The sequence below is a fragment of the Shewanella loihica PV-4 genome (genome assembly GCF_000016065.1).
GTDB classification, from domain to species: domain Bacteria; phylum Pseudomonadota; class Gammaproteobacteria; order Enterobacterales; family Shewanellaceae; genus Shewanella; species Shewanella loihica.
On record NC_009092.1, the window covers coordinates 2,264,000 to 2,290,252 of the forward strand.

Annotated in this window: 21 protein-coding genes; 13 read left to right on the forward strand and 8 right to left on the reverse strand. The window is 49.8% G+C overall.

The annotated features are described in order from the left end of the window. Positions 1-22: 22 nt before the first annotated feature. The 3 genes from SHEW_RS10140 to SHEW_RS10150 all read left to right on the forward strand — a co-directional run bounded on the left by SHEW_RS10140 (position 23) and on the right by SHEW_RS10150 (position 3,333). On the forward strand, positions 23-838 hold the full coding sequence (locus SHEW_RS10140; RefSeq protein WP_011865757.1) for an SDR family oxidoreductase: 816 nt from the start codon (positions 23-25) through the stop codon (positions 836-838). Between the two features lie 38 nt (positions 839-876). Further along, positions 877-1,419, forward strand: a complete 543-nt coding sequence (locus SHEW_RS10145) for a DUF2058 domain-containing protein (RefSeq protein WP_011865758.1) — start codon at positions 877-879, stop codon at positions 1,417-1,419. A 162-nt stretch (positions 1,420-1,581) separates the two neighbouring features. Then, positions 1,582-3,333, forward strand: a complete 1,752-nt coding sequence (locus SHEW_RS10150; protein WP_011865759.1) for an acyl-CoA dehydrogenase family protein — start codon at positions 1,582-1,584, stop codon at positions 3,331-3,333. A gap of 107 nt (positions 3,334-3,440) precedes the next feature. Here the strand turns inward: SHEW_RS10150 and dacB are convergent, their stop codons facing one another. After that, on the reverse strand, positions 3,441-5,072 hold the full coding sequence (gene dacB / locus SHEW_RS10155; RefSeq protein WP_011865760.1) for a D-alanyl-D-alanine carboxypeptidase/D-alanyl-D-alanine endopeptidase: 1,632 nt from the start codon (positions 5,070-5,072) through the stop codon (positions 3,441-3,443). A 34-nt stretch (positions 5,073-5,106) separates the two neighbouring features. Beyond that, positions 5,107-5,283 carry a hypothetical protein gene (locus SHEW_RS20585; RefSeq protein ID WP_011865761.1) on the reverse strand — a complete coding sequence of 59 codons (177 nt, stop codon included), beginning with the start codon at positions 5,281-5,283 and terminating at the stop codon, positions 5,107-5,109. Between the two features lie 230 nt (positions 5,284-5,513). Here SHEW_RS20585 and SHEW_RS10160 point away from each other — a divergent pair, with 230 nt between their 5' ends. The 3 genes from SHEW_RS10160 to SHEW_RS10170 all read left to right on the forward strand — a co-directional run bounded on the left by SHEW_RS10160 (position 5,514) and on the right by SHEW_RS10170 (position 8,090). Beyond that, the gene (locus SHEW_RS10160; protein ID WP_011865762.1) at positions 5,514-5,846 is read left to right on the forward strand and encodes a DUF1904 domain-containing protein; all 333 of its coding nucleotides are present in this window, start codon (positions 5,514-5,516) and stop codon (positions 5,844-5,846) included. Positions 5,847-5,857: 11 nt separating this feature from the next. After that, entirely contained in the window at positions 5,858-7,171 is a 1,314-nt protein-coding gene (pssA, locus tag SHEW_RS10165) for a CDP-diacylglycerol--serine O-phosphatidyltransferase (protein WP_011865763.1), read from the forward strand. Between the two features lie 169 nt (positions 7,172-7,340). Next, a complete protein-coding gene (locus SHEW_RS10170; protein ID WP_011865764.1) occupies positions 7,341-8,090 on the forward strand; it encodes a tRNA-uridine aminocarboxypropyltransferase in 750 nt (249 codons plus the stop codon). A 643-nt stretch (positions 8,091-8,733) separates the two neighbouring features. Here SHEW_RS10170 and SHEW_RS10175 read toward each other — a convergent pair. From SHEW_RS10175 to SHEW_RS10195, 5 genes are all read right to left on the reverse strand, one after another. Beyond that, positions 8,734-9,951 (reverse strand): Xaa-Pro dipeptidase, encoded by a 1,218-nt coding sequence (locus SHEW_RS10175; RefSeq protein WP_011865765.1) that lies wholly within the window; start codon positions 9,949-9,951, stop codon positions 8,734-8,736. 274 nt (positions 9,952-10,225) lie between these two features. After that, a complete protein-coding gene (locus tag SHEW_RS10180; protein WP_011865766.1) occupies positions 10,226-11,368 on the reverse strand; it encodes a serine hydrolase domain-containing protein in 1,143 nt (380 codons plus the stop codon). A 244-nt stretch (positions 11,369-11,612) separates the two neighbouring features. Continuing rightward, a complete protein-coding gene (locus SHEW_RS10185; RefSeq protein WP_011865767.1) occupies positions 11,613-12,212 on the reverse strand; it encodes a response regulator transcription factor in 600 nt (199 codons plus the stop codon). After that, positions 12,205-13,989: a sensor histidine kinase gene (locus tag SHEW_RS10190; protein ID WP_223294784.1), complete on the reverse strand. Its 1,785-nt coding sequence runs from the start codon at positions 13,987-13,989 to the stop codon at positions 12,205-12,207. The genes SHEW_RS10185 and SHEW_RS10190 overlap by 8 nt, the downstream gene beginning before the upstream one ends. A gap of 493 nt (positions 13,990-14,482) precedes the next feature. Next, entirely contained in the window at positions 14,483-15,616 is a 1,134-nt protein-coding gene (locus tag SHEW_RS10195; protein ID WP_223294785.1) for an FAD:protein FMN transferase, read from the reverse strand. 242 nt (positions 15,617-15,858) lie between these two features. Between SHEW_RS10195 and SHEW_RS10200 the strand changes: the two genes are divergently transcribed. From SHEW_RS10200 to SHEW_RS10215, 4 genes are all read left to right on the forward strand, one after another. Beyond that, entirely contained in the window at positions 15,859-17,208 is a 1,350-nt protein-coding gene (locus SHEW_RS10200) for an FMN-binding protein (RefSeq protein ID WP_011865770.1), read from the forward strand. Positions 17,209-17,237: 29 nt separating this feature from the next. Next, positions 17,238-18,278, forward strand: coding sequence for a porin (locus tag SHEW_RS10205; protein ID WP_041407156.1), 1,041 nt, complete (start codon positions 17,238-17,240; stop codon positions 18,276-18,278). 159 nt (positions 18,279-18,437) lie between these two features. Next, positions 18,438-19,004, forward strand: coding sequence for a GNAT family N-acetyltransferase (locus SHEW_RS10210; RefSeq protein ID WP_011865772.1), 567 nt, complete (start codon positions 18,438-18,440; stop codon positions 19,002-19,004). 235 nt (positions 19,005-19,239) lie between these two features. Continuing rightward, the gene (locus SHEW_RS10215) at positions 19,240-20,160 is read left to right on the forward strand and encodes a manganese-dependent inorganic pyrophosphatase (RefSeq protein ID WP_011865773.1); all 921 of its coding nucleotides are present in this window, start codon (positions 19,240-19,242) and stop codon (positions 20,158-20,160) included. Positions 20,161-20,251: 91 nt separating this feature from the next. Here the strand turns inward: SHEW_RS10215 and SHEW_RS10220 are convergent, their stop codons facing one another. Next, a complete protein-coding gene (locus tag SHEW_RS10220) occupies positions 20,252-22,654 on the reverse strand; it encodes a Lon protease family protein (RefSeq protein WP_011865774.1) in 2,403 nt (800 codons plus the stop codon). A 312-nt stretch (positions 22,655-22,966) separates the two neighbouring features. Between SHEW_RS10220 and SHEW_RS10225 the strand changes: the two genes are divergently transcribed. From SHEW_RS10225 to SHEW_RS10235, 3 genes are all read left to right on the forward strand, one after another. Beyond that, entirely contained in the window at positions 22,967-23,902 is a 936-nt protein-coding gene (locus SHEW_RS10225; RefSeq protein WP_011865775.1) for a GGDEF domain-containing protein, read from the forward strand. Positions 23,903-24,325: 423 nt separating this feature from the next. Next, the gene (locus SHEW_RS10230; protein ID WP_011865776.1) at positions 24,326-25,240 is read left to right on the forward strand and encodes an alpha/beta hydrolase; all 915 of its coding nucleotides are present in this window, start codon (positions 24,326-24,328) and stop codon (positions 25,238-25,240) included. 73 nt (positions 25,241-25,313) lie between these two features. Next, on the forward strand, positions 25,314-26,249 hold the full coding sequence (locus tag SHEW_RS10235; RefSeq protein WP_011865777.1) for an alpha/beta hydrolase: 936 nt from the start codon (positions 25,314-25,316) through the stop codon (positions 26,247-26,249). The last annotated feature ends 4 nt before the right edge of the window (positions 26,250-26,253 follow it).

Genomic DNA, 26,253 nt, shown 5'->3' on the forward strand with positions numbered 1-26,253 from the left:
TTTTATTAGACAGGGAAAGAAGATGTTCGATTATCAAGGGAAAAACGTCTTTGTAGTGGGCGGTACCAGTGGCATTAACCTGGGTATCGCCAAGGCTTTTGCCAAGGCGGGTGCTAACGTTGCCGTGGCCAGCCGACGTCAGGAAAAGGTTGATGCGGCCGTAGAGGCGCTGCGCGAGATTAATGGTCAAGGTAAGATGCTTGGCGTCGCCTTCGATGTTCGGGATCTAGAGGCGCTTAAGACTGGTTTTAAGCAGATAGCCGATGCTTATGGCCAATTGGATGTGCTGGTCAGTGGCGCGGCCGGAAATTTCCCGGCGACAGCGGCGGAGCTTTCCGAAAACGGTTTCAAGTCGGTGATGGATATCGATCTGCTCGGCAGTTTTCAGGTGCTCAAGCAGGCCTATCCCTTGATGCGTCGCCCCGGCGGCGCCATAGTACAGATCTCGGCGCCTCAGGCCTATATCGCCATGCCGATGCAGTCCCATGTAAGCGCGGCCAAGGCCGGGGTCGACATGTTGACCAAGAGTCTGGCACTCGAGTGGGGCATTGAGGGGATCAGGGTTAACTCTATAGTGCCCGGTCCCATCAGCGGCACAGAAGGTTTCAGCCGCCTGGCCCCCAGCGATGCACTGCAGCAGGCCGTTGCCCAAAGCGTGCCTCTTAAGCGAAACGGCAGCACGGATGATATTGCCAACGCGGTGATGTTTATTGCATCAGAAATGGCCAGTTACATTACCGGCACCGTGTTGCCAGTAGACGGCGGTTGGTCCCTCGGTGGTGCCAGCATGGCCATGAGTCAATTAGGCAAAATGGCCCAACAACCGAAAGAGAATTAGGTAGCGCAGATAGTGTTGCCCTATGAGTGAGAAGAAAGATGGCAAACCCATTTCAAGAGCAGTTGCTCAAAGCTGGCCTGGTCAGCAAACAGAAGGTTCGCGATGCCAAGACCCAGAAGCGTCGCGATCGTAAAGCTAAAGTCGATGATGGCTCAGAGGCCTTGAAACAAGAGATCGCAGCAAAGAAACAGGCGCAGATCGATAAGGATAAGGCGCTAAACGAGCAACGCTTCGCCGAGGCGATGGAGAAGGGCCAGGTGCGCGGGCTAATCACCGAATTTAAGCGCTGCGCCATCGAGCCGCCAAAGGATGCCGAAGTTAAGTTTAACTATACGCTAGGCACTAAGATCTTTAGCCTGTACGTGAGCGAAAAACTGCAGAGCCAACTTCTTAATGGCCAGTTAGGGATAGTTCGCCACGAAGAGGTGAGCTACCTGGTGCCCCATAAGCTTGCCGAGCGGGTTAACCTGCTGGTGCCCGACTGGTGCGGTTACCTGTGGCAGGCAGAAGATGCTACCCAAGTGGTGGAAGAAGACGACCCATACGCAGATTATGTGATCCCTGACGACCTGATGTGGTAAGTCCCTCATTTGGTAACTAGCTGTAACTTAAGAAGCCTCGCAAATTACGCGGGGCTTTTTTATTTGCGATGGCGGACAATATTTGACTAAAGGGCTTTATTCTCAGCCGTAACTGAGATAGATTAAAACGACTGTTTTAATCTTACGTTTGAGAGAGGCGAGATGAATCCATACCAGGCGCCATTGGCCGACATGAAATTTCTGTTGGAGCGCGTGTTCGATGCTCCACAAACTTGGGGTGAACTAGCGGCCTTGGCCGAGACCGTCGATATGGATACGGCAACGGCGATCCTCGATGAAGCAGAGAAGATCTCACGGGATCTTATCCATCCTATTAACCGTCCCGGTGATGAGCAAGGCGTAAGCTTTGAAGATGCTAAGGTGATCACACCCGATGGCTATCGTGAGGTTTATGACCAATATGCCGAAGGCGGTTGGGTAGGGCTATGCGGCGATCCTGAGTTTGGCGGCATGGGCATGCCTAAGATGCTTGGCGTGCTAGTCGATGAGATGGCCTATAGCGCCTGTAACGCCTTTACCTTGTATGGTTCACTCACCGCGGGTGCAGCCCTCTGTATCAATGCCCACGGCAGTGACGAGCTAAAAGAGAAGTACCTGCCTAACCTCTATTCGGGTCAATGGGCCGGCGCCATGGACATGACAGAGCCACAGGCGGGATCGGATCTGCGTAACATCCGCACCAAGGCGATACCGCAGGATGATGGCAGCTATCTTATCTCTGGCAGTAAGATTTTCATTACTGGCGGCGACCATGACCTCACCGAAAACGTTATTCACCTGGTACTGGCAAAACTGCCGGACTCGAACGGTATCTCACTCTTCTTAGTGCCTAAGATCAAGGTAGATGATAACGGTGAGCTGGGCGAAACCAACGGCGTTACCGTAGGCTCAATCGAGCACAAGATGGGGCTTAAGGGCTCGGCGACCTGTGTGATGAACTTCGACGATGCTCAGGGTTATCTCATCGGTAAGGCGAACCGCGGCTTAGTGTGCATGTTCACCATGATGAACTATGAGCGTCTGGCAATTGGTATTCAGGGCCTAGGCACTTCTCAGGCGGCCTACCAGATGGCTAGCGACTATGCCAAGGAGCGTCTGCAGGGCCAGGCCGCAGGTGGCAGCGACAATGCCAGCGACCCTATCTTGGTACACGGTGACGTGCGCCGCATGCTAATGACCATACGCTGTTATACCGAAGCGGGACGCGCGCTGTCGGTGTTTACCGGTCAGCAACTGGATCTCGCTAAACACGCTGAGGGAGAGGTGCAGGAGAAGGCAGCGCGTTATGTCGGCCTGCTGACTCCGGTTGCCAAGGCGTTCTTGAGTGACAGAGGCCTGGATGCCGCCGTAATGGCGCAGCAGGTGTTTGGTGGTCACGGCTATATTCGCGAGACAGGTATCGAGCAACTGGTTCGTGACACCCGCATCGCGCAGATCTATGAGGGTACAAACGGCATTCAAGCCGTCGATTTCCTGGGTAGAAAGACCACAGGAGACGATCTGCGTACATTGACTGAATTTGTTGGTGAGTGCCAGAGTCGGCTGGCAGCCATGACCCATGTTACGGATGCGCAAAAGGCGCTTATCACATCGCGTTTCGACGCCTTACTCGCAAGCGGTGAATATATCAACGCCAATAAGCTAAGCAATCCGGCCTTGATCAACGCCTGCGCCGTCGATTTCCTCGATGCCTTTGGTCATCTGATCTATGGCTATTTCTGGTTACTGATGGCCGATAGGGCTGCCGATCACCAAGATGCAAGCTTTAGCACGGCGAAACAACAGCTGGCCGATTTCTATCTGGCCAAGCTACTGCCTAAGGTCGACTACCATCTGGCGCAGGTCAACGCGGGTGATGCCAGCGTGATGGCGATGGCAGAAGAGCTGTTTTAGCAGCTAGATTTAATAAAACGAAAACGCCCGGTTCCATAGGCCCGGGCGTTTTTATTTCACCTATTTTACTAAGCGCATGTTACTAAGCATATTTTACTAAGTGCATGTTATTGCGCACTGAGCGTTTTTGGGTTGTTCTTCTTATCCACGTCCTCATTGCCTTGGCTTTTGACTATCTGCCCTTGATTATCCAGCAGGCTTTGCAGGAAGAGGGCGCTAAAGGGCGCAGGGCTTTGTTTCTTACTCTTCTGGCTCTGGCCATTTTCCATGACCACGAAGAGTATTTGGTGACTTGCGTCGAGTGAAAGGTAACCTGCCAAGTTATCGACGCCCTGCATCGATCCCGTCTTGGCCGAGACCTTATTCATCAAGGGAGCTTGATGAAAGCCGCGCTTATAGTTGAGGGTACCGCTAACCCCGGCGACCGGCAGCAGCTCAATGAGGGGGCGTAATTTTTCATCCTTCGCCATCAGGCCCAGGACCTCGGCCAGTTGCCGGGCCGAGATAAGGTTATAGCGAGAAAGGCCCGAGCCATCGATGATCTGCGAGTGGCTGAGATCTATCCCGTCCGCCTCGAGTATCGCCTTAACGGCCCTGGCACCTGCATGAAAGTTTTCTGCCACCTTGTAATAGTGAGCGCCTACGGCTTTAAACAGGCTATCGGCAATCAAGTTATCTGAATCGAGCAGCATGGTACGAAGGAGCGCCTCGAGTCCTTCCGATTTGTGGGTCACTAAGGGCTTAAGGCCAATCGGCGTTCTGTGTGCAATAGCCACTTGTCCGCTCATTTTGATGTGGGCGCTCTTTAACATGCGCGTTAGCATCTCTTTGGCGTAGAGCGCTGGGTCATCCACGGCGATAGCTAGATTAAGCGGCTTATCACCCGGATAACAGCCACTGATGTGGTAATGATTATCCGGCAGCCTAGCTAAGTTGAGTTCACAGAAGGGCTCTTGCTGCGTCTTATCAAATACCGCGGTTGTCGACACCTTGATGGGCAGATATCGCGGAAAGTTGAGTTGGCTGGCGCTGCTTGCAAGCTTTGGCTTTAACTGGCCCTTGACGCAATTTTGATTGACGATAAAGCTGGAAACCGGCGCGGCGTAGCAAATCCCAAGATCGTCCCACACCCAGCCAGGGGCGCGCGTCTGCTCCTTGGCTTGCCCCACGAGCAAGAGGTTCCCTTTAACGGTATGAATGCCAGCATCTTTCAAGCTCTTTAACATAGCTCGTAGATCGTCTGTGGTTAAGGTGGGGTCGCCACTAAAGGAAAGATAGAGATCGCCCGTCAACACACCGTGAGACAAGCGCCCTTTGGTTGAGAATTGGGTCGCAAAGCTGAACTCTTCACCCAATACCCGCATAGCGGCGACGGCCGTGAGTAATTTTTGCGTACTGGCAGGCAGCACTAGGGTATCGGCGTTGTGCTGATACAGTATCTCATTATTGGAGAGATCCTGGGCAAAAATAGACAGTTGCGAGTGAGGCGGCGCGATCACCGACAAGAGGTTGTCATAATAGCTTTGATTATCATAACCCTTGCTATCAAGCTGCTTGGTATTGGAATTGGAATTGGTATTGGTATTAGCGTCGGCTCTGGCATTGCTTGCTGCAGGTATTAAGGAAGCCGCAATAGCTAGAGACAAGGCGAAAGGCTTGGCAGCCGGAATCGCCTTAGTCAGCAAGCTTGGGAAATTAAGGGGAAGGGCGGTAAGCCCTCTAGTCAATCTTGTATACATAAGCGTCGAAACAGGTCCTTGTTTTCGGTTTGGGCTAATCGTCCGTTGAAGGCTCATCTTTTTCCATCAACCGGTATAACCGCAGGGTGACAAATAGCACTAATACAATAAAGAGCGGCAACACCAGAAAACCGAGCTGCGTCTTAAAATGAAAGATGCCCCATGCGGCTAACAGGGTTAATGCCAAGGTAAGAAGAATGGTTTTGTTCATGCTGGAACCTAAACGTAGACAGATAAACCTATTGTAAGGTGTTTTACGCCCAATGTCGGAGCGTTAAACGAGAATTAAGACTAAGGATGCAAAACTTAGCACTTTAGCCGCTGATTCTGCTTAATTTTAACCCGTTTTGTCTCAAGTGCGACTGACAACAACAGAAAACCCTTGCCCCAAACCCGGTAAATGGGTAATTTCTACCCCTTAAGATTTGGGATGGAACCAGTATGCCACACATTCGTATGCGCGGTTTACCGCAAGAGGCGGTATGTCGAATCAGTGAGACCTTACTCGATGAGCTTGCAAACCTTTGTCAAATCAAGGCTGAGAGCTTCACCTTAGATTGGGAGCCAAGCGTCAGCTATCGAGCCGGCAAGGTCGATACGACATTCGTGCAAGTCGAGGTGCTCTGGTTTCCTAAAGATCCCGAAATTCGTCACGCAGTAGAGCAGATCATTCGTCAGGCCGTATTAGCGCACTATTCGCCTGCAAAACATATCTCAATCATGTTTATGGCGCTCACGCCACAATGCTACTACCGTGATGGGCAGCATTTTTAAAGGAGGATACCTTGCTGGATAAGCTAGGTGGAATTGCGTTACCCGCCGACGCCATACGTTGGTTGCTAACGCCTGCGGCGCTTAAAGCCGAACTACTCAAACAGATCGCGAACGCTAAACGAGCGATCACCCTTGCCGCACTCTATCTTGAAGATGATGAGGCGGGCAGGGAAGTGTTGGCTGCCCTGATGGCGGCCAAGGCAGCCAGACCCGAATTGGATATTACCGTTCTGGTTGATTTTCATCGTGCCAGACGTGGGCTTATCGGCCATAAGGGTGACAGCGGCAACTACCTCATGTATCAAGAGGTGGTTAACGCCGCAGAGCATCCGATCAATATTCTTGGCGTACCGGTAAAGTCCCGCGAATTTATGGGCGTACTCCACCTTAAAGGTTTCATCATAGATGACACTGTCATCTACAGCGGTGCCAGCCTGAATAACATCTATCTGCACCAGGGCGAGAAATACCGTTTCGACCGTTACCATGTGATCGAATCTAAACCATTGGCTGAATCCATGCGTAACATGGTGATGGAGTATATCGCCAGTGACAGAGCCGTTACTTCGCTCACCCAAGATAGGGCGACCGAAAAGCTGCCGGAAAAGAATGATGTTCGCAGCCTGAAACAGCGTCTGGCTAAGGCCAAATATCGTTTTGCGAGTACCAAGACGGGCAATCGCATCACTCCTGTGGTTGGTTTAGGGCGCAAGAAGAATAAGCTAAACAAGCTAGTGATCGATCTGGTATCCCAGTCTCAGCGCTCACTGTTTATCTGCACGCCCTATTTTAATCCGCCTTATATTCTCTCCAGAGCGCTTGCTAAGCATCTGCGAAAAGGCAAACGAATCGACATCGTAGTTGGCGACAAGACGGCTAATGACTTTTACATTCCGCCGGAGGAGAAGTTTTCGACTATCGGCGCCTTGCCCTACATGTACGAGCAGTCGCTGCGTAAATTTGCCAAGCGTCAGCAATGGGCCATTGATGCCGGGCTGCTCAACATTCATCTGTGGAAGCATGATCGCAACAGCTATCACCTTAAAGGAATTAGCGCCGATGATCGCCTGCATCTGATCACTGGCTCTAACCTGAATCCAAGGGCCTGGGCGCTGGATTTAGAAAACGGTTTATTGCTGCAAGATGAAACCCAAGCCTGGACGGAAGAGTTCAAACAGGAACAGGCGCACATCCTCGAGCATACCGAGCGTCTCTATCATTACAGCCAGATAGATACCCTGAATAACTATCCTAAGCCGGTACGCAAGATCATGAATCGTATCAGACGTCTGCGCGCCGATTTCCTGCTACGCCGTATCTTGTAAAACATGAAGGCGAATCGTTGTCGTCGCGCACAGATAATGAGTTAGCATAAAAACAGGCGAACATCATGGTTCGCCTTTTTTATGAATGAGATTTAAATGGTGTTGACCGGGTTATACTTAATCAGGCAAGCCATGAAGAGTAAGCCCCAAGTTTTTAATAGGTTATCCAATGACACTTCCTCCCCATGCTGTACATCAGCGCTACCAATATCGAAAGGCGATCTCTACCCGGCCCTATAATGCCCGGGGGAAAAACCTTGAGCGCTGTGAGGCCTGCCTGCTGGCTCAGCGCTACTGCACCTGCGATACCCGCGCGCAGTTGCAATCCGAGGTTAGTTTTTTGCTGGTGATGTATGACGATGAGGTGTTAAAACCCAGTAATTCCGGGCGCTTAATTGCCGATCTTATCCCCGATACCCATGCCTATATCTGGGATCGTACCCGAACTAATCGCAAGCTCATGGCACTACTCGAATCTTCCGAATATCAACCTTATCTGGTTTTCCCCAGCGAATATGCCATGCCATCTCAAGCAGTGGTGCCCGATGTAGCGCTGAAAACGCGCTTAGCCTCGGAAACCAAACGCCCGCTGTTTGTGCTGCTCGATGGCAGCTGGCGTGAGGCGATCAAGATGTTTAACAAGAGTGAATATCTGCACCATCTGCCCATGCTGTCGTTTGCACCGGACGCCGCGGCGCGATATGGCCTACGTAAGGGAAGTCGTGATTTTCAGCTCGGTACCGCCGAGGTGGCGAGTTTAGTACTTAGCGCTGCCGCAGAGCCCAAGAATGCAGCCAGTCTGTCGGCCTGGTTCTCGCTGTTTATCGAATCATCCCTCTATAGCCGCAGCCGCAAGAGCCCTAAAGATCTGGCGCCACTCGACAGTTTGAAAGCCGCTTTCCTAAAGACTTTAAAGTAAACGTTAAAGTAGAGCCTTAAAGTCACAAGCTTGTCTGATTTTTGCGCCGAGGGGAATATTCTCATATAGTGAAATAAGGGGCTATGCCAGAGGTTGGCATGTTTGAGTCGAGGTTCTTCGATATTGGCTTTTGCGCAACGGGGTGTAGCATCAAACAAAATAAGGAGTAGCTATGTTAAATATACCTCTACATAGAAACTTGCGCATAAGTGGGCATAGTTTCTCTTCGGGCGGCTACTCACTCGTGCTATTTCTCTTTCTCTTAATGGGCTGTGGTACGCCAAGCCAAATTGATAACAGTTCAAATCAGTCTATTGCTCTCGATACCGTGAGCTACAACAGGTATCAGGCCATCTATTTTTGTAAACAAAATCGTTGGGCGTTTTGCCAGAGTTGGGGCGAGCTAAGTGTTACACGGCTCGCCTAAGGTTTGAGCCCTGAATGTTAGTTAGCGTAGCTCAACGGTTCGAGATAGGTGTTTTGCATCTCACAATTACTATCTCGATTGTTCTTACTGACACGCTTATTGTATCTACAGGCAGAGCCTGAGAAGCAAGGATACGCGTAGGGGCATTTGCCTATTTAACTTGTGGACTTATTCGCTATTGAGACAACTAGCTAACTGACAAATGCCCCCTACGGACTAATCTTTGTAGATCACACCATCCTTCATAACGAAGCTCACCCGTTCCATCACTGAGATATCCGCTAACGGATCGCCATCTACGGCTATGATGTCGGCATAGAAGCCAGGCTTGAGCTGTCCAAGGGTGTCTTCTTGCTGGATCAACGCCGCACTGTTAACGGTCGCGGCCTGCAGCGCCTGGGCTGGCGTCATCCCAAAGGTAACCATACGCGAGAACTGTTTGCCATTGTCGCCATGGGGATAGATGGCCGCATCCGAGCCAAACACCATCTTGGCCCCGGCTAATGTGGCGCGCCTGAAACTATCACGCTGGGCCTTAGAGACCTGTTTCTCTTTCTCTATGTTGGCCTGGGGTACGCCATTGGCTTCGCCAAAGGCCAGGGTATATTCGGTATTGTAGATATCGCAGGACAGGTAGGTTCCAGCTTTAACTGCCATCTTAATCGCATCCTCATCCATAAAGCTGCAGTGTTCAATGCTATCTATGCCAGCGCGAATAGCGGCCTTGATGCCGCTGGTGCCGTGGGCATGGGCGGCAACAACTAAACCGCAGCGATGGGCCTCGTCAGCCGCCGCGGCCAGTTCTTGCTCGATATATTGCTGCACGCCAACCTTGGTACCCTTTGAGAAAACGCCGCCGGTGGCGCAGATCTTAATGGCATTGGCGCCATATTTGATATTTTCGCGCACCTTCTGCCTGACGGCCCAGGGGCCATCAGCGACACCAGCTGCGACGCTATGCGCCTCTGGCGCGGCAAAGTTATCGTCACAATGGCCGCCAGTGATACTCAGCGCATGACCAACGGCCCAGATGCGAGGCCCGGGGATCTCACCCGCTTTGATGGCATCGCGCGTTGCGATAACCGAGTAACCAGAGGCACCTAGGTCCCGCACCGTGGTAAAACCTGCCATCAGGGTGCTGCGGGCATTCTTGACCGCCTTCACCGTCTGTCTCGGAATGGAGTAATTCATCGATTCGAGAAAGTTATCTTCGGCGTCGCTGGAGAGATGCACATGCATATCCATGACCCCAGGTAGCAGATATTTGTCCTTAAGGTCGACCACTCGATAATTGCCTTGCATAGCCACACTACCTAGCTTAGCCACACTGTCTTGATGGCCGACCGAGACTATCTGATTGCCGCGAACCACTATGGCTACATCTTCGATAGTCTTTCCCTTAGCGACGTCCACATAGCCTTTGGCAAGTAGCAAGGTGCTTGAGTTTGGGCCTGAGCCTGGGTCTCTGCTTGGATTTCGGCTTGAGCTTGAGAAAGCTTGGCAGTATTACCACCAAGGCCAGTGCAAGAGTGCTCAAAGGTTTGGTTAGGGCCAGCGGGGACAAAGATGCTCCTTGCTGAGTATCATCATAATGGCATTGCGACATCATAGGTTTTCCTTATTGTTATTAATGGGTAACGCACGAACCATGTTAAGTCATATTGGGCCGAATAGAGGAGTATGTTTTAACCTCAGTCCACCTTAGCCACTAACTTTGCTTAGTGGCGAACACCTGCTGCCAAAATTCTGCGCCGAGGGCGCTGATAACCCGTGACTCACCGTTGAGCAAGATGGCGATCCCAATATCCAGCTCTGGCGAGTAGGCCACTTCGGTCACATAACCTGCGACCCAACCGGCGTGGTAGATCAGCCGATGGCCGTTAAACTGGTAGATGCGCCAGCCCTTGCCGTAGTGAGCATCATCAAGATAGGGTTTCCAATCGCGGCGGCGCAGCTCCTTAGTGGTGCGAACCCCAGGGGTAGTGATATCTTCCAGCACCTGAGGCGAGAGCACCTTAGGTTCATGCCCCATGTTAGCCATGAGCCACTTAGCCATATCCTTGATACTGGCATTGACTCCAGCAGCCGGCGCCAGCTGATAATAGTTAGGTTTCACCTTAACCTGTTTAAATCCATGTTTCGTTTTGATATGAGGCTCGGCGCGATTGCTGGTATGAGTAAAGGCCTCATAGCCGATAGAGGCCGTTTCCATGGCAAGTGGCACGAAGATACGCTTGTCGATCAACTCTTCATAGGGCTGGCCGCTTTCCTGCTCGATCGCCTGCTCGATAAAGGAGAAGGCGACGTTTTGATAGCTGTAACAGACGCCCGGTGGGCAGATGGGGGTCAGCTCGGCAAATTTGGGAATGATCTTGTTTAACTTAACGTTGGCATTAACCAGGTTATCGTAGCTGTTTGGCATCAGGCCTGTGCTTTGGCCTATCACATGGCCCAGGGTGATCGCCTGACTATCGGCAGGCTTCGCCAGGGAAAAGTTAGGAAGGTATTGATTGATAGGTTGTTGCCAGCTGAGTTTATGTTCGTGCACCAGTTGACTCGCCAGCGCCCCGGCAAAGGTTTTTGAGACGGATGCCAGGCGAAACACAGTATCGGCATTGATCTTCTTGCTACCGCCTTGATGGCGTTTGCCATAGGTATCCAGAGTAACTATGTTGTCGCCCTGGACTATCACAAAGGCGCCGCCGGGTACTTTGTTAGCCTTGAGCTGCTTCTTAAAATTTTGCTGAAAACTTTCGCCTAGGTGTTGATAAGACTGGGCTATTGTCGAGGCATTGAAAAGGAGTGCGCAGCAGCACACGGCGAATGACAACAGGGCCGTATTGAAAGACATGAATAAGCTACCCGAATAAGCTAATTGTTTATAGTAGTTGTTATTGCGACGTCAATGTCGTGTCAAATTATGGATAAATGTCATGACTTTGACGCCCATGCCATACTAACTAAAGCGGGAAAAAGATGTAAGCCAGGTTCGCCCATTTCCCATTACAACGGCTAAGGATTAACCGCCTCATAAATGATAGGGCGTTTTTCATACACTCGCTGGCTACAGATTTATACAAAAGACGAAAACAATCTTAGGGTTTAGTTATCGCCATCAAATAAGCGAGCTCGGCGACATTATTCACCTGCATCTTCTGCATAACTTTTTGGCGGTGGAGCTCAATGGTTCGCTGGGCTATGTTGAGTTCAGCGGCAATGACCTTGTTTAACTTACCGGCGAGCACGGCGTGCATGACTTGTTGTTCTCTCGGCGTCAGCGAAGCGATTCGTTGTGCCACACTCGATGCCTTTTCTTTATGCTGGTAGGCGTCAAGGCTCATCAATGAAGCCTTTTTCATCAAGGCTTGGAGTTTGTCGCCATCGGCGGGTTTTTCTAAGAAGTCGATGGCGCCATGTTGTAAGGCTTGTACGGCCATCGAGATAGTGCCGTGGCCGGTGAGCATGATGACACTCAGCGGGCTGTCTTGCTGCTTGATCTGCTGCAGTAACTCTATGCCATCGACACCCGGCATCTGAATATCCAAAATAGCGACCCCGGGCAGATGCAGATCTACCTGAGTTAGGAAGCAGCTTGCATTGGTGAAGGTTTGGGGGGCGTAGCCCATGCCTTCAAGCATCCACTTTAAAGAATCTAAGACGTCTTGGTCGTCATCGACTAGATAGAGATTACACATGTACGTTTTCCTTAAGAGGCAGAGTGATCACTAAGGTGAGCCCTGTGGCGAATCTGGGAAACTCATCGCCAAGTTCCTTAGGTAAGTGTTGAGTTCTCGAGGCCTCGTGGTTGTTGAAGGCGCGGATCTTGCCGCCATGCTCTTCGACTATCCGTTTGCAAACCACCATACCAAGCCCCAAACCATTGGCCTTAGAGGTCTCGAAGGGGAAAAATAATCGCTCTAATGCCTGTTCACTCAGGCCGATGCCGCTGTCGGACACGACTATCACGGCATTCTCGCTATCGTTAGTTATGGCTATCGCCAGTTGCGGATCGTCAGTCTCATCCATCGCATCTAACGCGTTGCGGATCAGGTTAACAAACACCTGCTGCATTAAGCTGATATCCAGGGTCACGGTTAAAGGCCAGAGAAACAGCTTAGGGTTAAAGTCGATGCGCTTAAAATCAGGTTGCATCAGATTAAGCGTATCTTGAATGAGCTCCTTTAGATCACAGTCTTGATAGACGCTGGGTTGCTGGCAAAATTGGCGAAAGCGTTTAATGGTGTTTTGGGCACGGTCGACCTGTTGCAATATCTTACTGAGAGCGTGTTGCAGCTCAGTTTGCTGCGCTAAGAGCCGGTAGATACTGCCTTGGGCCAGATATCGGATACCCGCCAGCGGCTGATTCAATTCATGGGCGATGCCAGATGCCATCTCACCGGTTAGCAGCACTCTTTGCGCCCTATAGAACTGTTGTTGCTGCTCGAATAGCCTCTTTTGAGTGTTTTTATGTTGTGTCATCTCATCACTTAGCGCCTGGGTACGTTTCTTCACCAGCCGTTTAACCCTAAGGTGGTGGAGGTAGCCAAGTGCCAGGATGATGGCTATCACTAAGGCCCAGGGGATCGCATCCTCGGCCAATCGTTGCCAGTTGGTGACGAAGGGCCAACGGTCTAGTTGCTGGAGCAGGGTAAATACCTGGCTATCGTCAACCGGCACAGACCAAGTGTGATAACGCCCGAGTATTGCCTGCTGATCTTGGGACTCAATGTCGAGTAAGGCCCGCACAATTTGCCGCGCGACGTCATGATCTGTCTTGCCTAATTTAGAGAAGGCATAGCCAGGATAAAGGCTGCTAGAGGCTTGGCAGCTAAAGCCCGGATGAAACTGCGGCAGAAGCACATGCAACTCACCGCGGGTCAACTTGCCTTGGGCGATGGCGGATTCAAGCACGCAGCTGGGGAGTATGGCCACATCGGCGCGATCTTCTCGCAGAAAGTCGAGTAATTTCTCCTGTGGAAAGCCGACAAACTCAAGTTGTCTCAGATCGTTAAGTGGATCGATGCCCGCCGTGATCATTTCTCCGGCTATGATTTGAAAACCACCAAAAGCGTTTGGGTCTGAGGAAACGACTCTCAAGCCTTCAAGATCGCTTAAGGTATTAATTTCCAGTGAGCTTCTCGAAATCAGAGCTGTGCCAACGGCCTGCTCTGGATTAGCATGATTTAGCGGTACCAGAGTCAACAGGTGGCTGACGCCATAGTCCTTCTTAAAGGCCACGGTGATGAGTGCATTGCCTATGATAAAATCTAGGCTGCTATTGGAGACACGTTCAACCAGCTCATCAGGTCTGAGGGGGACAAGTTCCAGCTCAATGCCGGTCTCCTTTGTGACCCTCGCCAGGGTAGGTGCCCAGCGCTGATACACTATCTCGGGTGCCGCAAAGGCAAGCGCGCCCACTGTGTATGAGCGAGACGTTAAGGTTGCAGCTTGATTCGAATCACTGTTAGCCAATGCACTTGGTACCGGGCTTGCTACCAGAGCTACAAATAGACCTATAAACAGGCCTCTACACAAGGGGGGGAGCAGCTGTATCGATACTTTCCATAAGTGCCTTATGTGCCTTAACCTTAAGAGCTGGGCGCGCTTTAAGTACTTAAGCGCCGATAGCTTAGCTGCACCTTCGTTTGGGTGCTGATACCAATATCGGCTATCGCTTTTTCTAGCGATAGCTCTCTGTCTGTCGCAAATAGATGTCATAGGGGCATCAATTGATTATCTCTAGACTAATTATGACCTATGATGACGAAATACCTTAATGTTTTAGTGCTTCTCAGTGATCCGTTTCACATCTGAGCATATATTGCGGAAAACCGCTATATCAATATTGATAACTCTTGCGAATAATTAATGGCCGCCAATGTATTACATGGTGTATTTTATATTAGCCTTGTTATTTGTATCGTTATTTTTCTCACTATTTTCTTCTACTGTTTTCCTGGCTATTTTATTCCAATTTTTCTGTATATTGATTAAAGCCGGTAGATTTTATTTTTTCTCCTTTAGCATTGATATACCATATCGCCTCGATCCATGGGTGACTATTAACATACTCAAGCCCCTCGTCGACAGGCATTAAGAACAACATGGTTGATATCACGTCGGCATATATTTGATTGTCGCTTAAAATAACGGTCACAGATATGCCTTCGGTCTCTGGGTAGAGGGTTTTAGGGTCTATGATATGATGGTACTTCTTTCCATCGACCATAAAGTACTTTAAGTAGTTACCACTGCTGACGACTGTTAAGTCGCTGCCAGCGATGACCTCGTGATAACGGCCTTGTTCAGACTGGCATTTGGATGAGCGATAGTGATTCTGCCTACAGATGGGATCTTCGATAGCGATATTAAAATAGCGCCCGCTTGGGTGTAGGCCATAGTGGCGTATGTTACCGCCAGCATTGATAACGAACCGGCTCATGCCATCGCGTATGAGCTGATCATAGAGCTTCTCTACCATCCAGCCCTTGGCGATGCCGCCGAGATCTATGCTCATCCCTTCGGCCAACCGGATCTTGTTGGCCCGCCTGTCCAGGTGGATCTTATCGACATCGATATGCTCTGCGGCTTGTTTTAGTGCCCTTTCATCGGGAATTGAGCAGTTATCCTTTTGTTTCTCGCACGCAAACCTTTGCGCTCGCCACAAGGCGATCACCGGCGACAGCGCGATGTTAAACCGCCCTCGACTCTGTTCATGCCAATCGATGGCCGATGCGATTAACGCCGTCAATTGAGGGTCGATATCATGACTCTGTCCTGGTGCCTCATTGACGCTTTTAACGTTGGTGACATGGGGATAGGTAGAATAATCCGATGCGAGATAGTGATACTCCTGGATCACCGAAAGCGCTCGACATAGGCTCGCCCGAGTCTGCTCAGTTGGTGCTTGATAAAGGCTGATGGTGATAGAGGTGCCAAAATACTTTAATGTCGTCAGGCTTGCGGTCTGGTTATCTAAGGTGATCACCGCATTATCTTCACAGCTGTAGTAACTATCTAATATTTCTGACGAGTATTTGTCTTTCGCCAGTTTGAATACATCCTCGTCACTTGCGGCAAAAATGGATGTAGCCGTCAAACAGGCTATTATAAAAATATTGGCGAGCAGCGCTGGCTTTATCATTCACATTAAACTCTTTAAATAATTCAGATGATCAATATAAACCATGTCTTACTGTGAAATATAAACAGGATGTTTGTTTTTGTTAAGCAGATCAAAATAACAAACAATAAGATTTAAACCTGCGGTTTTCCGTAGTTGTTGCCAAATTTAGATTACTTATGCTTGCAAGTAATTTCTCGCAGTAAAGGTAATTAACAATGGCAATGTCCAATAAATTAAAAAAAACAATCATAGTATCGAGTATTGGGTTGGCAACATTATCTGCCCTTGGCTGTGCCTCTTCACTTACTCAAGGCAAATACGTTGACGGCACTCATCTGGTTCAGGCCAAAGGAAAGAAAAGCCAAATCGTATTAGAGGTTAAGGTCGATCAGGGCAAGATAGTCGATATCAAGACCAAGTCTCACAAGGAGACAGAGTCACTCTATCTAAATGCGGAGCGTCTACTGCCGAGGATTGTTGCCAACAATGGCCATGAAGGCATAGATGCGGTATCAGGCGCCACTTACTCCTCCAACGGCATTCTAAAAGCGGTCAATGATCTGCCCCGCGCTAGCAGTGTGCAACCCGAATATGTGGCCGTTGGAGCGAAAGAGGAGCAAGGCGACGATTTCAAGCTCAAGTGGTCTATTCAGCCTAAGCTAGGTCTGCTAGTAGGAGATTATTACTACGAGGAGGCGAGATTCCGTCAGGGTCACATGGGTAGCATGACCATAGTGACCAACAGCCAGGATAGAAACGACGTTATTTTGGCTGAGTTCAACGAGAGCGGCCGACCAAACTATTACACGCGCCTGTATCAAGACGTCCCTAAACGCATGTCTGAATATAACTTTTCGATGGGAAAGAAGAAGGGCACTGCCTGGGTACAGTCTGCCTTGACCATGGAAAAGCTCATGGTTGAACAAGATAAATTAACCTTCGAACCCAATCCTAATCATGATCCTAAGTTAGCCAACAAGTTAAAAGAACCTAATCGACTCAAATATTTAGGAATCGACGTCGTTGCCGGTGCCTCTAACAGCATTCAACAGTCGATGATCCCACTGACGGCAAAGATCCATCACAAGATTCATGGCGAAGGCACTAGGCTGAAATTTTATCAACTTGCTGAAAAACTCGTTAACGAAAAAGGCCGCTGGACTGGTATCACGGCGATGTTGCGCCTAGTGGTAGACCCAGCCTCAAAGCAGATCATTAAGGCCCATTTTGACGAGATCTTCGCAGATGAGAAGGCACAGATTCAGGATGCTTCACTGAAGAAATTCTATCGCCAGTCGAAGTACGACTCTATCAACTATTCAGAGCCTGCACGCATAGGTTTTAACGTGATGATCGATGCGTTAAATGCGCACCTACAAGCCGGAGGTTCGCTATTTGACATCAATGACCTGCCGGCGACTGGAGATAGCGGAAACTATGCGGCGACGGGATTCACCAAACGCTCTAGCTCTTGGGATATCTACCTTAACCAGGCCGAGCAACTCTATAAAAAGATGCGTCTAGATGGTGTGATCGCTGAGCACAAGCATCCAGCAGCTAAATAACAACACTAACCCTAAAAGAGATGATGATTATGAAAACTTTCCCACTTACATTATTGGCGACGAGCCTGTTTGTCGGCCCTCAAGTCATGGCCGAAGAACTTGTCGATTTTTATGGCCGACTCGATTATTCGGTAACACATTCCGACAGCGGTAGCGCGACCCATAGCGGCAAAAGCGGGACTATTCTCGAAAACAACTTCAGCCGTATCGGGGTAAAAGGGCAGACCGCGCTAACCACAGACTGGTCACTATTTTACAAAATTGAGGTTGGGGTGAACGGTGCGCAGCAAGATAAAGCGAGTAAGCCATTTTCTGCCCGTCCAACCTTTATCGGCTTTAAACATTCAAGCATGGGGCAACTAGCGGTTGGGCGCATCGATCCCGTATTTAAAATGAGTAAGGGGTTTGCCGATGCCTTTGATAACTATAGCCTAAAGCATGATCGGCTAATGCCTGGCGATAAGCGCCATGGTGACTCATTGGAATACAAGAGCCCTAAGTGGAACAAGCTACAATTGGGTGTGAGTTACCTGATGGAAGACAACTACTTTAACGACTCTGATCTGCGTAAAGATAACGGTAACTATCAAATCGCTGTGACCTATGCAGATAAGTTCTTTAAAACGAGTAACTTTTATCTTGGCGTTGCCTATTCCGATGGCATCGAAGACATTAAAGCCACTCGTTTAGTCGGCCATGTGAAATTCGATAACGTAAAGCTAGGCACCATAATTCAGCAAACTGAACTCGTTAACCCGACTAAAACACATTATCAAGAGCGTGATGGTGTCGGTTACATCGTAAGTGCAACGTATCAGATTGAACAACTATTGTTGAAGGCTCAATACGGTAGCGATGATTCGAGTACGGGAAAAATTGCGGCTCGCGTATATGATGTACTCGGCGAGTCAGTTGCTGCTGTACCTGAGGTGTCTCAGTGGGCAGTTGGCGCAGAGTACCGTTTATCTAAATCTGCTCGTATCCACACTGAAATCGGTCAATTTGATGTGAAGCAGTATGAAGACTTTGATGACACCGTCGTGAGCTTAGGTTTCCGTTACGACTTCTAGTCTACAGCCGATTAAAATGCCCCCCGGCGCATGGATGCGCCATTATCGACCCACCTCGTTTATTTTCCCTTCATTGCGCAGCGACCTTGCTGGCGCTATTCAAAAGTGGCTATCATAGTTAGCTGACTAAGATGAAAAGCAATAATAACAAGGAGTCCCATGCAAATCGAAAATAGTGAGCGTTTACGCTATGAGCCGGTCACCGAAGAAGATGCGCAGCTATTATTTGACCTCAACCAAGATCCAGAGGTGATGCGCTACATCAATGGCGGCAAGCCATCGACCATGGCAGAAATTGAGGACTATTTTATCCCTCGTATCAAAGGCTTTTCCAATAGCGACACCGGATGGGGCCTCTGGAAAGTTAATACGTTAGCCAGCGAATCGGACCTTGGCGATACCTTTATCGGCTGGATCCTGGTACGGCCGATGGATTTCTATACCGATGAGCCAAAGCATTCGGATCTCGAGGTAGGTTGGCGCTTCACCCAGGCCAGTTGGGGCAAGGGCTATGCCACAGAAGCTGCCAAAGCCGTCTGCAAGGCGCTAGTTGTACATGCAAGTGTCATCGAAAAGCCCATTACCCATTTCAGCGCCATCGCCGATCCGGCCAACAAAGGCTCGATAAACATCATGACCAAACTCGGCATGGAGTATATTAAAAACACTAGCGTCGACACCCCGGAAGGCGAGGTTGAGGTGGTGTTATACAGCATGGCGGTTTAACGCAAGCTAGCTTATGGGCACCAAGGTCTAGCACCTTATCTAGCCGATAAACCTAAGATAAAAGGCATTTTCCGCTAGGCTATCCATATTAGCGTTTATTTAGCCCCTATTGGGGCGTACCATTTATCTTGAACCCCAGCATTAGACTAGCGTCTAACCAATTAAAGGCAGGGGAGTAATGTAAATTGATTTTCCTTTTGGTAAAATGCCGCAAAATTTACTGTGAGAGTTAATTATGCCAATGTACGTTGTGGGTCATAAGATCCCAGATTCAGATTCAATTTGTGGTGCGATTGCACTGGCTTACCTGAAGAACCAAATCGGCGAAGAGGCCATTGCCGCTCGCCTGGGTGAGCCATCACCAGAAACCGCCTTTATCCTGGAACGCTTTGGTTTTGAAGCCCCGCTGTATAAAGAGCACTACGCCGGTGAGCAGGTTTATATCGTCGATCACTCCGAGCTGACTCAGGCGCCTGATGATATCGCCGAGGCGACCATTGTCGGTATCGTCGATCACCATAAGCTAGGTGACCTGACGACTTCTACACCGCTTGAGTGTTGGATCCGCCCTGTGGGTTGCAGTAACACAGTGATCAAGATGATGTACGACTTCTACAACGTCGAGATCCCAAAAAACATCGCCGGCATCATGATGTGTGCCATCCTGAGCGATACAGTGATCTTCAAGTCGCCAACTTGTACCACGGCCGATATCAAGTGTGTCGAGGCCCTGGCGGAAATCGCGGGTATCGAAGACTACAAGGCGCTGGGTATGGAGATGTTCAAGGTTAAGTCGGCTGTAGAAGGCACGCCGGTTCGCGATCTTGTGATGCGCGACTTTAAAGACTTCAACATGAACGGTAACCTGGTTGGTATTGGCCAACTAGAAGTGATCGACCTGTCTGTTTTTGATCAGGTTAAGGCTGAACTTGAAGCCGATATCGCGGCGCTTAAGGCCGAAGGCAATCGCCACAGCGTACTGCTGCTACTCACCGACATCATGAAAGAAGGCTCAGAGATGTTGGTCGTATCCGATGATGCCGATCTAACCGAGCGCGCCTACGGTAAGGCGACCGAGAACGGTCGTGTCTGGCTCGACGGCGTCCTAAGCCGCAAGAAGCAGGTGGTTCCGCCACTGCAAGAAGCCTTTGCCTAATAGCGGTAATCGCCCAGATAAAAAAAGCCGGTCTCGTACCGGCTTTTTTATTGGTTAATGATTTGGATTCTAATCCTTTAGTCTTTAATCCTTAAACCTTAGCCTTTTGCGTGCGTTTAACGTGGTCTCTTAGTTTCTGCAACCTTGCATCGGCCAGGGCATAGAGGCTTTCCTTCGGATAATCTTCGAATTCGAAATCGCGTTCCCCGGCTGGAATACCGGTTAAGATCTCAACTGCCTGATCCACATGCTCGATAGCCCAGATAGAGAATTCTCCTTTGTTCACGGCATCGACAATATCCGCTCTTAACATCAGGTTTTGCACATTAGTGCGCGGAATGATGACCCCTTGTCCCTTATGGCGTCCCTTGATCTTACAAACATCGAAGAAGCCTTCAATCTTCTCGTTAACCCCGCCTATGGGCTGCGCCTGACCAAATTGATTCATCGAACCTGTGATGGCGACATCCTGGCGCAGTGGCACCTTGGCAAAGGCGGAGACGATGGCGCACAGCTCTGCCATCGAGGCGCTATCACCGTCGACACCCGAATAGTTTTGTTCGAAGGTGAGGTGTGTGGTTAGCGGGATCTTATCCGTCTGGCCGAAGATAGTCGCAAGATAAGCGGTTAAAATCATCACGCCTTTTGAGTGGATCTGACCGCCGAGTTCTACCTTGCGCTCGATATCAAATACGGCGCCTTCACCGAGAGAAACGCTGGCGGTGATACGACTCGGGGCGCCAAATTGATGATCCGATGTCGCCACCACAGACAAAGCGTTGATCTGACCCACCACACTGTCTTGGGTATCGATGAGGGTTGTGCCGTTGATAAAGCTCTGCATCACATAGTCGCGCAGACGACAGACCCTGAGTTCATGGTTATGCAGCGCCTGCTCCACATGGCCGGCGCGTATCATGTTCGACTTACTGGTGCGGGCCACATAGTTAGATTCACGCAGCAAGTTGGCGATATCCGCCGAATGTAGCGACAACTTGTTTTGGGCATCGGCCTGGCGCGCGCTGAACTCTATGATACGTTTTATCGCGCCGCGGTCACAGTGCAGCATCTTGTTGCCCACGACGATACTGGAGATAAATTTCGCGTACTGCACCTCGGAGGCATCGGTACGTGGCATCTCATCTTCAAAATCGGCGGTGACTCGAAATAGCTCTTTAAATTCAGGGTCATAGTGCTGCAATAACTGGTAGGTCTGGTAATCACCAAAAAGAATAATCTTCACATCTAATGGGATGGCCTCAGGGTCCAGCGAGATGGTGCCCGACAACGTCACCTCGCGCTCGAGGGAGCTCAGGCTGAGTTTTCGTGAGCGAAGCGCGCGCTTCAGACCGTCCCACACATAGGGCTGTTCCAATACCTTGATGGCGTCGATCATCAACACTCCGCCGTTGGCCTTATGCAGGCTACCAGGGCGGATCAGGGAGAAATCGGAAAAGATGGTGCCCTTATAGGTCGCGTTTTCGATATAGCCGAAGATGTTGTGATAGTTGGGACTCTCCTCAATCACAATCGGCATGGGGATATCGCCATGGTTAACCAGTACATTGACCTGGTAGCGCCGCGGCATCTTCTTGGCCAATGAGGCGTAGGAGAGGGCGATTTGCTCTTCATTTTGCTCGAGGAAGATATCCAGATTATCTAAGATATCTTTATGCATCTCATTAAGGTGAGCCTTCACCTCGGGATATTGAGCATAACTTTCCTTCAAAGGTTCAAGCAGATGCACTAACACTTCCTGGGCTACCTGCTCGTCATGCTTCTGCTGTTTATCCGAGTAGCTCTCTTCCCAGGCGGTGAACTTACGCACCACCTCACGCAGCTTAGACTCTAATGAACCGATGTTTTTCTCGAGTCTGGCCTGTTCCTTAGCGCTAAGCTCGGCAAAGCTCGACTCGGTGTGAGGCTCCTCGCCATTCATGGCGACTAGCTCGTAGCTGCCCTGAGGGTTGATAGACAGGCTGATCTGCTTAGCGGCGGCCTCTTTGGTGATCTGACCCAGTGCCGACTCCTGCTTGTCGGCCAACTGCGCCTTTAGCTTTTCGGCCCGTGAATAGTAGAGCTCGTTGTCAAAGGCTAAGGGGAGGGCCTTGACCAGACGTTTCATCAAGTTTTCGATGTCTGCCTTGAAGGCCTGGGCCTGACCTCTAGGTAGCTTGAGCACCTTAGGGGTTCGGGCATCGTCAAAGTTGACCACATAACACCAGTCGAACAGCTGGTGATGACCGTTAGGGTCATACCTGTCCAGGTAACGCATCACCATAGTGCGCTTACCTAGACCATTTCGGCCGATGGCGTAGATGTTATAGCCCTTGTCTTTCATCGACATGGCAAACTCTACTGCCTGTTGGGCCCGTTCCTGGCCAACGATCTCATTTAGCGGCGTCAGCTGTTTTGTCGATTTAATACTGGGATCGAGTAGGGCGAGTGTAGAAGAACGATAAAGCTTGTCACTGGCAAGAGGAGAAATTGACATAGGCGAGTGCCCTCATATGACAAATATTAAGCCCAGTGTAGGCAGCTCATTTTTCAATTTACAATCATTTTTTATGTTGAAAGAGGTATTTAGGCGCGCCAATTGATTTGTTCGCTCAATATCTGTACAAATCGTTAACGCTTTCGAAGTAAAGCGGCTCAAGGTGATTATTTTGACGATTCAGGACCACAAAAACGAGTCGATAAATCCCGCAGCGCCGAGATAACTTGTTAATATAGCACTCGTAGTTAACACAACTATACTCTTGTTAGGTACAGGGAACGTCAATTTAAACAAGAAGAGACCCTAAATATGCCGTATGATGCGCCCAATCTACATCCAGATCTGCTCCAATGTCTGGCCAGTGACAGCTATCTGTTGCAACTGACATTGGATACCTTGCCTGTGCCTATCTTCTATAAAGATAAGGCAGGCGTCTATCTGGGCTGCAACAAGGCATTTGAATCCTTCATTAAACTCACCCGGGACGAATTAATTGGTAAGAGTGTCTATGAGCTTTTCGACGAGGAGCTCGCCGAAGTCTACCAACGCGCCGATCAGGCGTTATTCGACAATCCTGGCGTGCAGATCTATGAGAAACAGATAAAGACCCGTGAAGGTGACTCTGTCTTTGTGCGTTTTCATAAGACAAGTTTTAACGACAATCGTGGTGAGGTGGCAGGCCTAATTGGTGTGATATTCGATATCACTGAGTTAAAGGCGCTGGAAGCCCAGCTGACACACCATGCCATCTATGACGATCTCACGCAGTTCTATAACCGCCGCGAGGGTATCGCCATTGGCGAGCGTCTGTATCACGCCTGTAGTCAGCAGCTGGGAGAACTGGGCGTCATCCTTATCGATGTCGATTATTTCAAGTTGATCAACGACACCTACGGCCACATGGTCGGCGATGATGCGTTGCGCCATATTGCCGCGACCTTAAAGCAACAGCAGGATCCCGAAGATGTGCTGATGCGTTGGGGCGGCGAAGAGTTTGTCGTCTTGGTTAATCGCCCCTTTGGTACAGACCAAGACTTCGAGACATATCTCGAGGCCCGCGCTCAGGTCTATTGTGACGCCATAAGAGAAAATCGTTTTCAGATCGGTGATGACGCGCTGCAGATCACTTTTAGCTGTGGCCTAAGCTCGTTCGAGCCGGGTAAGAGCCTAACGCAGATGCTACACGATGCAGATGCTGCGCTTTATAGGGCAAAGGATGCTGGTCGCGATAATGTAAGTTGGTAGCTGGCCGACTTGGTTGGTTGTTATTTGGAAGTAAGAGTTGCTAACGTTGCTTCAGGTTAATACTCGTTCAGCCCCATTTAAGAGTCTCATGGCTTGTAAATCCTACGACGCTAATTTAAGAGTCTCTTGGTAATACTGATATTTTGTTAACCTATATTTTGGTAGCACTGATATTTTGGCGTTTTTAGCCTGCCCAGCCTGTCTCACTGAATTTATTACTTCATAATATTCAGTTTCTTAACCGCAATTGTTTATCTAGCGCCTATTTTATCTTTGAGCGGATATGTCATTTTAGGCAATCAATAAGTCACTTTGTGCAAACCCACCTCTGCTGTGATTCCTATACTGAATCGTAAGTCGGGAGGGCAGATACTTGAAGGTATTTTTTCTCCTGCTACCGATAACGAGTACGGAGTAAAGCAGATGAACCGAGTTACCTTTCCAAATACCAATGGCCTAGATATCACCCTAGCTGGGCTAATCAATTTCCCTGCAGATTTTGACGAAAGCAAAATCTACCCAGCGATCGTCGTTTCTCATCCTGGCGGCGGTGTAAAAGAACAGACTGCGGGCACTTACGCTAAGAAACTGGCCGAAAACGGTTTTATCGCTATCGCATATGATGCTTCTTATCAGGGAGAAAGCACTGGTGAACCCCGTCAGCTGGAAAACCCACATGTGCGCACCGAAGATGTTAGCGCTGTAATTGATTACCTTACAACGCTCAACTATGTAGACAACGATCGCATCGGAGCCATGGGCATCTGTGCGGGCGCAGGTTACACAGCCAATGCCGCTATAAACGATCGCCGCATTAAGGCGGTTGGTACAGTGAGTATGGTTAATATCGGTCAGATGTTCCGCAACGGCTGGGATAACAATGTTAAGGATAGCGATGCTCTGCCATACATAGAGGCAGGCTCTGGTGCCAGAACGTCAGATGCCAGCGGCGCAGAAATCGCCACCATTCCAATGGCACCGTTAAAAGAAGAAGACGCACCTAACGAAGAACTCCGCCAAGCCTGGGAATACTACCACACTGATCGCGCGGCCTATTGCACTGCGCCGGGCTTTGCGACAGCACGCAGTCTGACGCAAATCATTACCTACGATGCGTTCTTCAAGGCCGAGGCCTTTTTGACTCAACCCCTGCTTACCGTTGTCGGTAGTGATGCCGGCAGTAAGTGGATGAGTGATGACTTGATGGCGCGCGCGGCCAGTAGCGACAAACAAATGTATGTCGTTGACGGCGCGAATCACATGGATCTCTATGATGGTGAGTCCCCAATTGCCGAAGCTATCGGTGTGCTAGCACCATTCTTCAAGCGCACGCTGTAACCACGCACCAAAAGTATTAACCAATAGAAAGGCTTAGTGCTACTGGGCCTTTCTATCAGATAAGGCTTTCATTATGAACATCCAAAAAGTGACATTCAGAAATGCAGATATGGCCTGGGATATGGCGGCACTAATTCTGTTGCCCGAAGGCTTTGACGAGTCAAAACGCTACCCAACTATGGTCAGTGTCCATCCATTTGGTAGCTGTAAAGAGCAAACATCCAGTGCCGTGTACGGTAAAGCGCTGGCTGAGCTGGGATACGTGGTGATCGCTTTTGACGCCAGTTTTCAGGGCGAATCTGGCGGATCACCTCGCTACGTCGAAGACCCAAGCCAACGGGTCGAAGACATCAGCCGTGTGATCGACTATGCGGTTAGTTTACCTTATGTCGACGAAGACAGAATCGGTGGTCTTGGTATCTGTGGTGGCGGCGCTTATATCTTCAGCTCCGCTCTAACAGAAAAGCGTTTGAAGGCGGTTGTTGGTATCACCCCTGTAAACTTGGGGCGTTTATTCCGAGAAGGATTCAGCCAGTACAATCCAATCGGGGCTCTAGAAGCTATGGCCACCCAGCGTACTGCTGAAGCGAGGGGGGCAGAGCTACAGGTCAATGAGCTTCTGCCGCCGAGTCCTGAGTTTGCAAAACAAAATGGAATGACCGAACGCGATCTGTTCGAAGCCACGGATTACTATAAAACACCCAGAGGGCAGGCCGAGGGCGGGGCAACGCGTATGTTGTTCTCTCATGCGCAAAAAACGCTGAGTTGGGATGCTTTTGCCTTTGTGGAAACCCTGATGACGCAGCCAATGATGGCAGTTGTCGGTCAAAAATTAGGTGCATTTGGCGCGTATCGTGACGGACACGAGGTCTATGGCCGCTCTATTGTGTCAAAAGACCGCCAGTTGGTCGAATTGCAAGATTGGTCCCACTACGATCTGTATGACCATCCGCAAGCGGTGAGTCTGGCAATGGAGAAAATTGGTCCTTTCCTGAGCCAACACCTCTAACCAA

What these genes read in the sequence shown, in the direction of transcription:
- SHEW_RS10220 (WP_011865774.1), bottom strand. Translation starts at nt 22,654, where the DNA reads ATGTCAATTTCTCCTCTTGCCAGTGACAAGCTTTATCGTTCTTCTACA.
- SHEW_RS10170 (WP_011865764.1), top strand. Translation starts at nt 7,341, where the DNA reads ATGACACTTCCTCCCCATGCTGTACATCAGCGCTACCAATATCGAAAG.
- SHEW_RS10205 (WP_041407156.1), top strand. Translation starts at nt 17,238, where the DNA reads ATGAAAACTTTCCCACTTACATTATTGGCGACGAGCCTGTTTGTCGGC.
- SHEW_RS10140 (WP_011865757.1), top strand. Translation starts at nt 23, where the DNA reads ATGTTCGATTATCAAGGGAAAAACGTCTTTGTAGTGGGCGGTACCAGT.
- SHEW_RS10215 (WP_011865773.1), top strand. Translation starts at nt 19,240, where the DNA reads ATGCCAATGTACGTTGTGGGTCATAAGATCCCAGATTCAGATTCAATT.
- SHEW_RS10150 (WP_011865759.1), top strand. Translation starts at nt 1,582, where the DNA reads ATGAATCCATACCAGGCGCCATTGGCCGACATGAAATTTCTGTTGGAG.
- SHEW_RS10180 (WP_011865766.1), bottom strand. Translation starts at nt 11,368, where the DNA reads ATGTCTTTCAATACGGCCCTGTTGTCATTCGCCGTGTGCTGCTGCGCA.
- SHEW_RS10200 (WP_011865770.1), top strand. Translation starts at nt 15,859, where the DNA reads ATGGCAATGTCCAATAAATTAAAAAAAACAATCATAGTATCGAGTATT.
- SHEW_RS10160 (WP_011865762.1), top strand. Translation starts at nt 5,514, where the DNA reads ATGCCACACATTCGTATGCGCGGTTTACCGCAAGAGGCGGTATGTCGA.
- SHEW_RS10210 (WP_011865772.1), top strand. Translation starts at nt 18,438, where the DNA reads ATGCAAATCGAAAATAGTGAGCGTTTACGCTATGAGCCGGTCACCGAA.
- SHEW_RS20585 (WP_011865761.1), bottom strand. Translation starts at nt 5,283, where the DNA reads ATGAACAAAACCATTCTTCTTACCTTGGCATTAACCCTGTTAGCCGCA.
- SHEW_RS10185 (WP_011865767.1), bottom strand. Translation starts at nt 12,212, where the DNA reads ATGTGTAATCTCTATCTAGTCGATGACGACCAAGACGTCTTAGATTCT.
- SHEW_RS10145 (WP_011865758.1), top strand. Translation starts at nt 877, where the DNA reads ATGGCAAACCCATTTCAAGAGCAGTTGCTCAAAGCTGGCCTGGTCAGC.
- SHEW_RS10230 (WP_011865776.1), top strand. Translation starts at nt 24,326, where the DNA reads ATGAACCGAGTTACCTTTCCAAATACCAATGGCCTAGATATCACCCTA.
- SHEW_RS10235 (WP_011865777.1), top strand. Translation starts at nt 25,314, where the DNA reads ATGAACATCCAAAAAGTGACATTCAGAAATGCAGATATGGCCTGGGAT.
- dacB (WP_011865760.1), bottom strand. Translation starts at nt 5,072, where the DNA reads ATGTATACAAGATTGACTAGAGGGCTTACCGCCCTTCCCCTTAATTTC.
- SHEW_RS10225 (WP_011865775.1), top strand. Translation starts at nt 22,967, where the DNA reads ATGCCGTATGATGCGCCCAATCTACATCCAGATCTGCTCCAATGTCTG.